At 56.9% G+C, this 12,828-nt stretch carries 10 protein-coding genes; 1 reads left to right on the top strand and 9 read right to left on the bottom strand.

Going from position 1 to position 12,828, the window contains the following annotated elements:
* Positions 1 to 12 precede the first annotated feature (12 nt).
* The 6 genes from mepK to cmoM form a co-directional block, all read right to left on the bottom strand.
* On the bottom strand, positions 13 to 564 hold the full coding sequence (gene mepK / locus FOY93_RS07715; RefSeq protein WP_032639289.1) for a peptidoglycan L,D-endopeptidase MepK: 552 nt from the start codon (positions 562 to 564) through the stop codon (positions 13 to 15).
* Between the two features lie 174 nt (positions 565 to 738).
* Entirely contained in the window at positions 739 to 2,562 is a 1,824-nt protein-coding gene (gene ldtD / locus FOY93_RS07710; protein WP_143344893.1) for a L,D-transpeptidase, read from the bottom strand.
* A gap of 179 nt (positions 2,563 to 2,741) precedes the next feature.
* Positions 2,742 to 7,193: a chromosome partition protein MukB gene (gene mukB / locus FOY93_RS07705; RefSeq protein WP_133294105.1), complete on the bottom strand. Its 4,452-nt coding sequence runs from the start codon at positions 7,191 to 7,193 to the stop codon at positions 2,742 to 2,744.
* Entirely contained in the window at positions 7,193 to 7,897 is a 705-nt protein-coding gene (gene mukE / locus FOY93_RS07700) for a chromosome partition protein MukE (RefSeq protein ID WP_008499954.1), read from the bottom strand. The genes mukB and mukE overlap by 1 nt, the downstream gene beginning before the upstream one ends.
* Positions 7,878 to 9,200 (bottom strand): chromosome partition protein MukF, encoded by a 1,323-nt coding sequence (gene mukF / locus FOY93_RS07695; protein WP_041910621.1) that lies wholly within the window; start codon positions 9,198 to 9,200, stop codon positions 7,878 to 7,880. Before mukF ends, mukE begins: the two co-directional genes overlap by 20 nt.
* A gap of 3 nt (positions 9,201 to 9,203) precedes the next feature.
* Positions 9,204 to 9,983: a tRNA uridine 5-oxyacetic acid(34) methyltransferase CmoM gene (cmoM, locus tag FOY93_RS07690; RefSeq protein WP_023311004.1), complete on the bottom strand. Its 780-nt coding sequence runs from the start codon at positions 9,981 to 9,983 to the stop codon at positions 9,204 to 9,206.
* 124 nt (positions 9,984 to 10,107) lie between these two features.
* Between cmoM and elyC the strand changes: the two genes are divergently transcribed.
* On the top strand, positions 10,108 to 10,887 hold the full coding sequence (elyC, locus tag FOY93_RS07685) for an envelope biogenesis factor ElyC (RefSeq protein WP_063408037.1): 780 nt from the start codon (positions 10,108 to 10,110) through the stop codon (positions 10,885 to 10,887).
* On the opposite strand, the gene FOY93_RS07680 is transcribed toward elyC, so the two are convergent.
* From FOY93_RS07680 to ycaR, 3 genes are all read right to left on the bottom strand, one after another.
* Positions 10,864 to 11,757, bottom strand: a complete 894-nt coding sequence (locus FOY93_RS07680; protein ID WP_111964561.1) for a YcbJ family phosphotransferase — start codon at positions 11,755 to 11,757, stop codon at positions 10,864 to 10,866. The genes elyC and FOY93_RS07680 overlap by 24 nt on opposite strands.
* A 142-nt stretch (positions 11,758 to 11,899) precedes the next feature.
* Entirely contained in the window at positions 11,900 to 12,646 is a 747-nt protein-coding gene (kdsB, locus tag FOY93_RS07675; protein WP_136194625.1) for a 3-deoxy-manno-octulosonate cytidylyltransferase, read from the bottom strand.
* On the bottom strand, positions 12,643 to 12,825 hold the full coding sequence (gene ycaR, locus FOY93_RS07670; RefSeq protein WP_006174474.1) for a protein YcaR: 183 nt from the start codon (positions 12,823 to 12,825) through the stop codon (positions 12,643 to 12,645). The genes kdsB and ycaR overlap by 4 nt, the downstream gene beginning before the upstream one ends.
* Between the last annotated feature and the right edge of the window lie 3 nt (positions 12,826 to 12,828).

Raw genomic sequence — 12,828 nt, 5'->3', positions numbered from 1 at the left:
TGTGTTTCGTTATTACCAGTGCCGAACCGGACCGGTATCAATATGCACAAAGTTGCTGCTGGGGTAATATCCTACACCACCTGCGCGCATAGATAACGCAGCTTTGCGAATATTGGCTAACGAAACGCCTTCAATATGGAAATCCATTGCCTGTCCCTTCGTGTGATAGCTTTTTTTCGCTACCCCGCGACTGTGGGCGCGAAGTTCATTATTGGTATCAATCGAGCGATAGCCAGAAATGAGCTGAACCGGCTTGCTGGTGCCCAGCAGGCCCTGAAGGCGGAAAAGCTGATCAAACAGTCCTGGATCGATGGCTTTTATTTTATTCGCGCGGAAATCACGGAAAAAATGGTTAAGTCTTGCTAATTCATCCTGAATATAGCCTCTGCCATCGAAAAACTCCGCTTTTAGCGACTCACCGGTATGCAGGTTGTTGAGCGTTAAAACTCGCGGACGAGGTGTCGAGAGGGTGGCAAATGCTGGCGTCGGCAAGATGGCCGCTGCGCCAAGCGCAACACCACCTAACGCCAGCAGTTTGCGGCGATTAGCGTCAAATTTGTCCATGATAATCAGGTCTACAGGTAAAAGAAATCGTAATATGCTTAGCGCACGAAGGGCACCTTAACTGGCAAAACCGGGTACGTCAAGGCGCCCAACCCCAGTGAATACGCGGCTTACAGCGATATTGCCCCTTATTCACCCTAACTTACGACAATCATTTTTCCCGAACTGCTTCATTTACCTGATTAATTGTTCCGCTTTTGGCAAAATTTGTGCGCCGGATCGCGCGGTGAGATCATAATTGTAAATATCTGTACGGTACTGAGTACGCCCGTCTTCGCCAACAAACGCCGTCAGATAGTAGAGATTGACCGGAATGTTGTGTCGAATATTAACGTAACGCGTATCCCCCTGCTTCAGGGCATCGGAAATGCGCGTATCGTTCCAGCCCGCATCCTGCAATAGCATATTGGCCAGCTCCGAGGCTTTGTTCACGCGTACGCAGCCAGAACTCAGCGCGCGAGTATCTTTCTGGAACAGGTTGTGGTTCGGCGTATCGTGCAGATAGATAGCGTCTGAACTCGGCATATTGAATTTGTAGCGCCCTAAAGAGTTATGCGCCCCGGGTGCCTGCTGGAAACGGAACGGCAGATTAGAAGCCGTAATTGTCGACCAGTCGACCATATAAGGATCGATGGCCTCTTTACTGTTCCATCCGCGCATCACCGTATAGCCATGACGTTCCAGATACCCCGGATCGTTCCAGACCTTCGGCAGAATGTCTTTTCTCGCCAGCGTCGGCGGCACGTTCCACGGTGGGTTAACCACCACGTTATTCAGCGCGCTGCTCATCATCGGTGTTTTACGATCCGGACGTCCGACAATCACGCGCGACGCCAGTTTTTCGCTACCGTCCTGATAATAGACCAGGGAATAAGCCGGAATGTTAACCATAATTCCGGTAGAGAGTGTTCCCGGCAGCAGGCGCAAACGCTGGATATTGAGCGCCAGCACCCCTGCCCGCTGCGCAGGCGATACGTTCAGCCAGTCTCGCGTCGTCTGGCCAATGACGCCATCGGCCCCCAGCCCCTGTGCGGTCTGGAATTGCTTCACTGCCGCAACCAGCTCGCGATCGTATGCTGCGGGTTTATTGCTGACGGCAATCGCTTTTTTCTCCTTCACGGGAGCTGACGGGCTGACCGCCGCATTTTGCGGATCGTCGCCTGGCAACGCAATATGTGGCCCGCCATCAAGAAGACCGGAGCGAGTCAGGATCTCGCGCAGAGCAGGCACATCGCTGCTCCACTGCCCCGGACGCAGCGTCGCGGTGCCGCGCATCTGAGGCCATGGGCGCGAGTCACCCACCAGCGCGAGGAGCGACTGGTGCAGAGTGGCATATTGTGGGTGCGCCGGTGCGAGGCTGGCGATAAAGCGCGGCAGTTCGCCGTTATCCAGCGCTAACTGCCATTGGTTAATCACCGACAGTGCCGGCGTCGCCAGCTTGTACGGCTTATCGCTGTAAAGCCAACGGTTGCCGTTGACCGGAATACCCGCCACGAACTGCAGGTAGCCCATCATGGCATCGGAAAGCACCACGTCCCGCGCCTGCCCGGTGACGGCAGGATCGGTTAACAGCTCAACCCATTTTGTAAACTGCGGCTGAAACCCTGCAATCGCAACCTCCGCCAGCTGCTGCTGGAAGGCGCGAACGGCATCGCGGTTTTCCCACATCGGTTTCATATCGCGGGCAGCATAAAGGAGCGTGAGCTGATTGAGATAGACAGGCGCGTACCCGGACGGCAGCCCCGACTGCAGCTGCTGGCTGAGCGATTCGGCGTCGATGCCTTCCGGCAGCGGCTTAATACCGGCCATGATAGCCGTTGCCGGAGACTGGTCCAGAGGCTGGGACAACGACGTTGGCTGCGCGCCCGTCGTTGCCGAGCTGTCAGTCGGCACAATTTCAGGCTCGTCGGCCTGGGCGGTTAACAGCGGAGCAAACATCACTGCCAGGCATAAACTTAGCGCCGACAGCTGACGACCACATTCTTTCTTAAGCAACATCCCTTGCCCCCTGTTTTCACGACATGCCCATCACGTTGGGGCTTTCTTTCATTATAGGTAGACGGCTAAGCTGTTGCCTTACCTTATGTAAAGAAGTTTAAAGATAACGCAGCCCTAAGCACAAGTTAAGTTTAAAAAAAAAAGCGGCGCCAGGGCGCCGCTTCGGGTCAGAAGACGCTTCAGGAAGCGTCCGCCGTGGTTTCAGGCAATGATTCTGGCGGCTGCGGCGCAAAGCCACGCAGCCCAACAACGTGAACGTGTTCGCTGTTCTGGAACACTTTACGCACCAGCTTGTAGGTTGTCCCTTTTTCGGGACTGATGTTCTCAGGTGCCGCAATGATGAGCTGCATATCGAGACGTTCGCAAAGCTCAAAAAGCGTGGCAATGGAGCGCGCATCAAGACGCGCAGCCTCATCAAGGAACAGCAGTCGGCATGGGGAGATGTCTTTGCCGCGCAGGCGGCGCGCTTCGTCTTCCCAGCTCTGTACCACCATCACCAGAATTGACATACCGGTACCGATCGCTTCACCGGTAGAGAGCGCTCCGGATTCCGCACGCAGCCAGCCGTCTGAGCCACGGTTTACCTCAACTTCCATTTCCAGATAGTTACGGTAGTCCAGCAGCTCTTCACCGATGGTTTGCGGCGTACGCTGCCCCATATCAATCTGCGGGTTCAGGCGCTGATAGAGCTTCGCCAGCGCTTCGGAGAAGGTCAGACGGTTACTGTTAAACAGATCCTGATGCTGCTCGTGCTGCTCAGAAAGCACTTCCAGCAGGGTGGCATGCGCTTCACGCACGTTAACGTTGAGGCGCACGCTGTTCACCTGACCAAACGACACGCTCTGCAGCCCCTGGTTGAGCTGGCGGATACGGTTCTGCTCGCGCTGAATGGTTTTACGAATAATGTTCGCCACGCTGCGGGAGCTGATTGCCAGCTTCTGCTCGCGGGAGGTCAGCTCTTCCGTCAGACGGCCCAGCTCGATTTCCATCTGTTCGATGGCTTCGACCGGATCGTCAGTACGGATGATGTCCTGGCGAATACGCTCGCGCAGGTGCTGGTAAACCGCCACGAAGAACTGGATTTTACGTTCAGGACGTTTCGGATCCTCTGACATGCGCAGGACATCGCGCAGGTGTTCGTTATCCGCCACCGCCAGACGCAGGGCACCCAACGCCTTATCCGACATGGAACGCAGCTCATCGGCGGAGAGATATGCCAGCTCACGACGGTGCAGACGACGCTCAACGTTATTATCTTTCACCATGCGCATCACCGCGCACCAGCCCGCCTTGGCGGTCACGACCTGCTCACGCATTTCGTGATAATCGCGTTCCAGCTTGCGCAGGCGACGGGTCAGGTTATCCATTTCGGCTTCGCAGAAGGTCAGCGCTTTTTCCAGCTGATTACGACGCGCACGGTTATTGCTGAGCTGCGAATGCAGTTCGTCACGACGGATACGCGCACGCTCTTCTGCCCCGCTGTCGGCACGAACGCCGATGTCCTGAAGCTCTTTCTGCAGATCGTTTAACAGCTCTTTCTTGGTGTCGAAGGAGCTTTTCAGCGAGGCCAGCACCTGGTTGTACTGGTTCAGCTGAGCGGAGTGGCTGCGCATTGCTTCGCGGGCGCGAGTACGTTCCGCTTCAGCCTGCTCAAGACGCTGACGCAGCTTTTCGTTCAGGTCACTGTTACCGCTCAGCATTTCCGCCGAATCGGAGTAGCCGAAGTGGGCGCGACGCTGCACCACCTCCGTCAGGGCAAACGCCTGCTGACGCGCCTCGCGCTGCACCTGCTGTGACCAGGCATAATCTTCTTTTAACTGCTCAAACTGCTCCGGGTCGCTCTGCAGGACAGAGACTACCGGCTCGAGCTTCGCCAGCTGATTGCCGTGCTGCTGCACGAAGCGCGCGGCTTCCTGCGCTTCATCCAGACGCTCCTGGATCTCGTCCACGCGATCGGCCAGCGTGTCATCCGCCAGCAGATTCAGACGCGGCAGAATGCGGTTAAGGGCAGCAACCCCCTCTTTGGCCTGTTCAAACTGAACGCGACTCTGCTGGTTATCACTTTCATGGCTGGCAATCGCACGTTCAAGCTCGCCACGGCGGGTATTGAGCTTGCGGATTTCGGCTTCCGGATCCGCGTCAAATGCCACGGCGAGATGGCTGCCGATAAAGCGGCTGAACGCCTGGTGCAGGCGCTGGGTTTTCTGCACGTCAAACGATAGAGTCGCAAAACGTTCAGACAGCGTTTCACGCTCGGCGTGCAGGCTTTCGATGCGGCTTTCGCGCGCGGCGCGGCCAAACAGCGGCAGCTCAGGGAAGCGGGAATAGCGCCACTGACGGTCGGCGATTTTCACCACCACCGCTTTTTCCAGCTCGTCGACGCTGAATACGCTGTCATCGAACGACTGCGGATCCCCTTCGATCAGGTAGAGATCTTCCGGACAATCTTCCAGTCCGGCAAGCTGCTCAGAAATCAGCGACAGATCCGGGACCACTATCGCGTTGCGGGATGGACCGTACAGCGCGGAGAAGTACGGGGCATCATCAAGACCTACATCATCATAAATCTCGGACAGCAGCACGCCGCCAAAACGCTCGGCGAGTGCATTCAGGCGCGGATCTTCTGACCCGCCCGGCTGGCTTAAGCGCTCAATTTCTTCGTCGACGTCACGCTTGCGCGCGCCCACTTCATCACGCTCAACAATAGCTTCGCGCTCGCGCTCCAGCAGCTGCTGCAGGTATTCTGTCACTTCCTGGCTGGATTCGAACTGCTCGCCGCACTGTTCGCTGAGCTGGTTCAGGCTGCTTTGAGCCGCCAGCCAGACCGGCGCCCGCTCCAGGAGCGTCTTCGAACGGGACTGAAGCTGCTCCAGCTCCTGACGCAGAGTCATACGCTGTTCGCTGGCGCTGGAGACCGTGTCTGAAAGCGCAGCGATACGCGCCTCAAGTTCCTGATGCAGGGCCTCAAGCTCGTCAAAATCGTAATTTTTTCCCTGACGCTTGCAGAATTCCGCCAGCAGACGCTCGGCTTCCTGCTGCTCGCGCAGGCGCTGCTCCAGCTCGTTCAGACGCATACGCAGCGGCTGAACCTGCTCGGCCAGATGGCGCTGGTTCACGCCGTCGCGCAGCAGCTCACGGGCAACGTCCCAGGCTTCGCTACGCGCCAGCGGGCCGTTAATCGCAACGACTAACTGATAAGCCTGCTCAAACTGGCTGTGCGCCGTTTGCGCGACGCTCATTTTTTGTTCGAGGGACAGCAGTTTTTCGGTGGCTTCCTGCTCTTTGGCCTGGAAGGTATCCAGCCACTCGTCGGCGCTTTCCGGCGTCAGGTCAGGCAGATGGCACAGCTCTTTCGCGCGCTGCAATGCCTGCAGTGCCTGGGTGTACTGAATCGCGCGCGTCTGCTGCACGTCCAGCGCCTGCTGGTAATCGGCAAGCTGGCTTTTCAGCTCATCCACTTCCAGCTCGGCGGCTTCGGCGCGGGCTTCGTTCTCTTCCTGCATGTCGGCGGCTTCGGCCACCACTTCATTTTGCTCTTCGAGACGGATCTGCAGCTCGTCGAGGTCCGCTTCATAGCGCTCGATTTTTTCCTGCTGACGCAGCGCAGTTTGCACCAGGTTCAGGTGATCGCTGGCGGCCTGGTAGTCGGCTTCCAGGTCGCCCTCGGCACCGTTGTGCTCACCGAGTTCGCGCGCCATTTCGACGTGCTTGTACTGCTCGGCCACCAGCTGTTTACGGGAGGTAAACAGCTCGCGACGGTATTCTAATGCCTGATCGAGATGGACGCGGCGCTCGTTGGCGTGGCGCATGTAGTCCGCCGCCACGTAGTTGGTGGCTTCGCTGATCAGGTGTTTAAACAGGTCACGATCGGACTGGGTAACGCGAATCGCTTCCAGCGTCATGCGGTTTTCACGCAGCGCCGCTTCCATATCCTGGAAGGCCTTACGCACCCCGCTGTTTTCCGGCAGCAGGTAGTCGCGCAGGGAGCGGGTAATCGCGCTGGAGATACCGCCGTACAGAGATGCTTCAATCAGGCGGTAGTATTTGCTACGGTCTGATGCGGTACGCAGACGACGCGCCACCACGCCCAGATCGAACATGAGCGAGTGGTAGTCGGTAATCGAGTTGAACTGCTTGAACTGCACGCCTTCGATCGCTTCAAGCTTATCTTTCAGCTCCTGCAGCGTCAGCACGCGCGCCTGGCGTTCGTTCAGTGTTTCCGTCAGCAGCGCCGTCGGCTGCACGGAGGTCGGCAAGCCCTGAATCGCAAACGGCTTGATATCCACTTTACGGTCGCGGCCGGCGACCTGCTGCAGGCGCACGCCCACGACTACACGCTGATGGCGGGAGTTAATGACGTCCAGAACCGAATAACAGACGCCGGCCTTCAGCTTACCGTGCAGACCTTTATCACGGGAGCCGCTTGTTGCCCCCGCTTCGGTGGTGTTACGGAAGTGAAGCAGCGTCAGGTCAGGGATCAGCGCCGTGACAAAGGCCGCCATGGTGGTGGATTTACCCGCCCCGTTACCGCCGGAGAGCGTCGTGACCAGCTCATCCAGATCGAACGTTCGGGCAAAGAAGCCGTTCCAGTTAATCAGCGTCAGTGAGCGAAATTTACCGCGTTCAATCATTACTCTTCCTCCCCGCTATCCGGCAGATTCTCTTCATGCTCATCATTGAGCTGCAAATGGTTTTCCACCGGCATCGCTTCACCGTCACGGATCATGCGAAGCTGCGCTTCACGCGCGTCATCGCCCGCACGCACGTCGGCGCCGAAGCGGAAGACAGATTCCGTAATGCGGAATTTGCTGCTGTCATGGCCCATAAACCAGACCATTCCCAGACGACGCAGACGGTTCAGGGAAGAGCGAACCTTTTCCTGTAATTTCTGACGGTCAAGATCCGAACCCGTGGAACGGTTGTTCACCAGCTTGAGCAGCTTGCTCTCATCTGCCAGCGTCAACAGCTCGTCGTAAAGTTCCTGCTGGGTGAAGATCCCTTCATTCGCCAGACGTTCCGGGCTGAGGTAGAGGTAGCAAAGAATTTTGCCGACCATCATATCCAGCTCGGAAAGCACGGAACGCGGAATCAGCGTCGTGGAGCGCGGGCGCAGGTAGAAAAACCCTTCCGGCGCGCGGATAAGCTCCACGTTGTAGCGCGCGTAAAACTCTTCCAGGTACTCCTGAAAGTCCATCAAAAAGGCGTGATTATCCAGCTCGTCTAAGCCAATGTGACGACCGGCACGCAGCTGGCTGTCCAGCGCCGGAAATAACGGATTCGCCAGCGCCTGTGCCAGCTTAACCGGCATCACTTGTTCAATATTTGTCAATGACATGCGCCTGTACCTTGGCTCCGTAATCGTTAATTGGCTGCCACTTCGGCGGCAGTCCGGTGAAATCTGCTTGCGCGATACCCAGGCGCACCGCCTGGTCTACCACAATGCGGGCAACGTCGAAGTGGCGCGCACGAGGATATTGCGCCAGATAGTCGCGCACCACGAGTCCAAGATCCAGCGGAGCTTGTCTGGTTTTGTAGACCGCGAGCTGTTCTTCGATCATCGCCGCAAGCTGCTCGCGAATTTCGTTAAATTCTTCGTATTCCAGATCCGGCGGCAGTTCACCGGTCACCTCTTCATCGCGCAGCGCCATCTCTTCGTCACGCATATCCAGCAGACGATCGGCATTGGCGTAGGTCAACGCCCACGGCGCATCGAAATAGGTCTGTACCGACTGACGCAGACGCTGAGCAAACACGCGGTTTTTATCCATATCGATCGCGGTACGGATAAATTTATGCACGTGTCGGTCATAGCCGATCCACAGGTCGATCGACTGCTGGCCCCAGCTGATAATACGGTCGAGTTTGCTCTGCAGGTCGAACACCAGACGGTCAATAAAGTGCAGATCGTCGTGCGCCAGGGTCGCATCCTGGATGCGCAGAAGGTTCGCCTGAAGCTTATCCCCTGCGGCTTCCAGCGTATCCTGGAGCTCACGCAGCGTGCCGGAAGTTTCTGACAGCAGAAGTTCACAGCTGGAGATGGCCGCTCGCCAGTCTTTATTCAGCAGCTGTGCGATATCGTCTTTCACCTGCTGCTGCTGCTCGTCCATCAGGCGCTGGGTGAGATCGATACTGTCGAAAATCTCGGCCACCGAATATTTCAGCGGCGCGTAGACGTTACGGTGCCAGTGGAATTCGTCACCGTTTTCATCCGCTGCGTCGGCGGCGCGCTTAAGCTCACCCGCCACGATCGAGAGCTGCATGGAAAGACGCAGCGTGGAAAATTCACGCTGGCGGATATAATAATCGGTGATGCCGATGCCCAGTGGCGTCAGACGATAGATGGCGTTTCCTTCCGCCTGCTCGCTGGTAAAGCGGTTCAGCAGACGTTGACGCACCATATCGTTGATTGCGTTGTTGGCACGCACGCTAATGGTTTCGCTGGTTTGCTCAAACGCATCACTGACATGGCGGAACGCATCCACCAGTTCACCCTCGCTCATTTCACCATCCAGCCGTTCGCCGTTCAGCGTGGCAACCGCCAGCAGGAAAGAGAGTCTGTCTACCGGCAGCGAGATGGAGAAATCGTTTTTCCTGGCCCAGGCAACCAGTTCGGGGACTGTCTGGGAAAATTCACTCATAGGTTATCCTTGCATCTGCGGCTTGTGCGCGGTGACGTGAATATAGCGGCCAAGGCTGATAAAAGGCTCCTGACGGCAATACCGCGTTTCTAATTCTGTTAAGGTGTCAAAACAGTCACGCTGTTTGTGTTTTTCACGCAGATAATCATGAAACACCCTGACGCCCGTCTTCCCGACTATCTGCCAGCCAATCGCTTCCAGCCAGCCATAAACCTGCTGTGGATCGCGCGGATAGTCCGGGGAAAGCGTGCGCTTTTTCTTTTTGGGCATCCCGACCTGAACATAGTCGAAGTTTCCTGCAACCATGTTGTGCATCAGAAAGCCGTTAGCATTGTAGAACATCAGCGACAGCGTGCCGCCCGGGCGCAACATCGACCACAGGGTTTGTAACACGCTTTGCGGATCGGCAACCCACTCCAGCACCGCATGAAACAATATCAGATCAACCTGGGTTTCCAAATGCTGTGCGATATCCTGAGCGGCGCATTGTATGAAATGCATGTTGTCGCTCACACCTTTCTCTTCTGCCGCACGCGTCGCCCGGGCGACCATTTCAGCAGAAAGATCGCAAAGCGTGACGTGATGACCGCGTTCAGCCATTTTTATGGCCGTCTGGCCTTCACCGCCACCGGCGTCCAGCACGCGCAACGTTTGACCACCGAACGTAGCCAGAATGGTGTCCAGATCCTGCCAGAGGATCGTCTGACGGAGCTGCCCTTTCGTGGTGCCATAAATGTTGCGCGAAAACTTTTCCGCGATGTCATCAAAATTGCGATCCCGCATTGGGAGAGTTCCACTCGCTAACTGCAAAACCGCTATTTTGTCACACCCGCGCGGAGAATGAACCTCTCTGGTGTAATATCACGGGTAATCACCTGCTATATGGTCAAAAAAGGAACCAAAAAGGATGCTTTTTACCCTTAAGAAATACATTGGAGGGATGATGCTTCCCCTTCCGCTGCTGCTCATCATCATCGCGCTGGGGCTGGCGCTGGTGTGGTTCAGTCGCTTTCAGAAAAGTGGCAAAACGCTTATCACGCTCGGCTGGTTAGTCTTGCTGCTGCTAAGCCTGCAACCGGTCGCGGATGGTCTGCTACGCCCCATCGAAAACAAGTACCCGACATGGCAGGGAAAGCAGAAAGTGGCGTACATCGTGGTGCTGGGCGGCGGATATACCTGGGATCCTGACTGGGCCCCCAGTTCAAACCTGATCAACAACAGCCTGCCGCGGCTGAACGAAGGTATTCGCCTCTGGCTGGCGAATCCGGGATCAAGAATGATCTTCACCGGCGCGGCGGCCAAAACGAACCCGGTGAGCACGGCTGAAGCGGGCGCCAGGGTCGCGGAATCGCTCGGCGTACCGCGTTCTTCAATAATCACTCTCGACAGCCCAAAAGATACCGAAGAAGAGGCTGCCGCTGTGAAGCAGGCAATTGGCGATGCCCCGTTCTTACTGGTGACCTCCGCCTCACACCTGCCGCGCGCGATGATTTTCTTTGAGAAGCAAGGCCTGCACCCGCTTCCCGCGCCGGCAAACCAGATGGCAGTCGACGCGCCGCTCAACCCGTGGGAGCGGGCTATCCCCTCCCCGGCGTGGCTGATGCATAGCGACCGCGTCGGCTATGAGACGCTTGGACGCCTCTGGCAGTGGCTGAAAGGATCGTCAGGCGAGCCAGGGCAACAGTGATTTTGTTGCCAGATCGAAGTTTGCGCGATTAAAACGTCCGGTGTTCACCAGCTGCGCGACTTCGTCCCAGAGCAGGTAGAGCCAGCGCCGCCAGAGAAATGCTTCCGCAACAGGGGCGCGCTGAAGGTAATGCCACAGTAAACCTTCCGCCGCCCCGCTGTCGCTGAGCCTGAAGAGCTCATATTCACGCGGAGCCCAGAGCATGATCCCCGGCCCGAGCATCGCCAGAAGCTGATCGCTGCGGGCATCTTTGAGCATGCTGCGCAGGGTGAAATTACCGTGGATCAAAACGCAGTTGTCATTAAAACCGTCGAACAGTGCCGGTAGGCACTCGCGGGTGCGAAACAGAATGCGTTTGTCCTGCATGGTTAAACCGGTATTGTTGAACTGGTTAAGCGTCCCCCAGAGCACTTCCACCCGCTGGCGGTACCACTGCGGCCACAGGTTTTCCTGAGTGCTGTCGACCGGACCAACAAGCCCGCGGCTATCCTGACGGTGCCAGGCCAGCAGCGCCTCGACAATCTGGTCTTTTAACTGCTCCCAGCGTTCCGGCGTGCGCGCAGGCGCTTCAACGGACACACCGCGTAAACGCTCAATCAGCAGCACGTCCGGGCCGGGGTGTTCCTCGTGGGTCATCACGCCGTACACCGTCGGCATACGGACGGTCCCCTCCCGCGCCAGCATCGACATTTTCCATGCAAGCTGCCTGGCTACTCCCGGCGAGGTGAAACTTCTGGCCATCAGCGGCATTGGGTTGCCCTGACTGTCATACAATGACCAAAGCGCGGTATCGGCCTTTTCACTCACGCATTCTACCCGGCTTAATTTCTCACCCAGCAGATGGCTAAGTTCGGCACGCAGCTGTTCCATATGAGATTACCCCCATTAAGACTACTGCTTTTATAATGAGCGTCCTTAATGAAGATGTCACCCGGAAGAGATCAATCAGGAAAAAGAAAGTGAAAAATAAAGCGGAGAGTGCATCCCTCACTGCGGAGAGATGCCGGTAAGATTAACGCAATTCGGCTCGAACGCGCTCAAGATCTTCAGGGGTGTCTACGCCCGTGCCGGGAACTTCCTCAGCAACGGCAACGTGAATTTTCTCGCCGTACCAGAGCACGCGAAGCTGCTCCAGCATTTCGATATGCTCCAGCGGGCTCGGCGCCCAGGCCACATAGCGGCGAATAAAGCCGGAGCGATAGCCGTAGATCCCAATATGACGCAGGAAGGTATCACCGATGGTCTCTTTAGAAAGCGCAAAGCGATCGCGATCCCACGGAATCGTAGCTCGGGAGAAATAGAGCGCATAGCCTTCCGCATCCATGACGACCTTCACCGCATTCGGATTGAATGCCTCTTCAGCGTGGTGAATGGGTACCGCCAGCGTGGCCATTCCGACCTGACGCTGGGCCAGGTTTTCGGCCACCTGACGGATAATGACAGCGGGGATCATCGGCTCGTCACCCTGCACGTTTACGATGACCGTATCATCACTGAAACCACATTTCTCAACCACTTCCGCCAGACGTTCGGTGCCGGACTGGTGATCGGCGCGGGTCATGCATACCTCACCGCCTGCTGCCTCAACCGCACGGGCGACGTCAGGATGGTCGGTAGCAACAATCACGCGATCGGCACCGGATTCACGCGCGCGTTCAAGAACATGCACAATCATCGGCTTGCCGTTGATATCCACCAGCGGTTTACCCGGCAGACGCGTTGAGGCATAACGCGCAGGGATAATGACAACAAAACTCATGGTTTGCTCTCTTCTGCTACCAGGGAGCGGGCTTCATTTTCCAGCAGTACCGGAATGCCGTCACGCAGCGGGAAAGCCAGGCTGTCCAGCTTGCAGATCAGCTCCTGTTTGTCCTGGCTGTAGTAGAGTTTGCCGTTGCATACCGGGCAGGCAATAATTTCAAGTAAACGGTGATCCATAGT

The sequence above is a fragment of the Enterobacter sp. 18A13 genome (assembly GCF_007035975.1).
Classification (GTDB): Bacteria; Pseudomonadota; Gammaproteobacteria; order Enterobacterales; family Enterobacteriaceae; genus Enterobacter; species Enterobacter vonholyi.
The sequence above is the reverse complement of the archived record's forward strand: the minus strand, read 5'-3'. Positions and strand labels throughout refer to the sequence as shown.

Coding starts and splice junctions, on each gene's coding strand:
- mepK (WP_032639289.1), bottom strand. CDS start 564: ATGGACAAATTTGACGCTAATCGCCGCAAACTGCTGGCGTTAGGTGGT.
- ldtD (WP_143344893.1), bottom strand. CDS start 2,562: ATGTTGCTTAAGAAAGAATGTGGTCGTCAGCTGTCGGCGCTAAGTTTA.
- mukB (WP_133294105.1), bottom strand. CDS start 7,193: ATGATTGAACGCGGTAAATTTCGCTCACTGACGCTGATTAACTGGAAC.
- mukE (WP_008499954.1), bottom strand. CDS start 7,897: ATGTCATTGACAAATATTGAACAAGTGATGCCGGTTAAGCTGGCACAG.
- mukF (WP_041910621.1), bottom strand. CDS start 9,200: ATGAGTGAATTTTCCCAGACAGTCCCCGAACTGGTTGCCTGGGCCAGG.
- cmoM (WP_023311004.1), bottom strand. CDS start 9,983: ATGCGGGATCGCAATTTTGATGACATCGCGGAAAAGTTTTCGCGCAAC.
- elyC (WP_063408037.1), top strand. CDS start 10,108: ATGCTTTTTACCCTTAAGAAATACATTGGAGGGATGATGCTTCCCCTT.
- FOY93_RS07680 (WP_111964561.1), bottom strand. CDS start 11,757: ATGGAACAGCTGCGTGCCGAACTTAGCCATCTGCTGGGTGAGAAATTA.
- kdsB (WP_136194625.1), bottom strand. CDS start 12,646: ATGAGTTTTGTTGTCATTATCCCTGCGCGTTATGCCTCAACGCGTCTG.
- ycaR (WP_006174474.1), bottom strand. CDS start 12,825: ATGGATCACCGTTTACTTGAAATTATTGCCTGCCCGGTATGCAACGGC.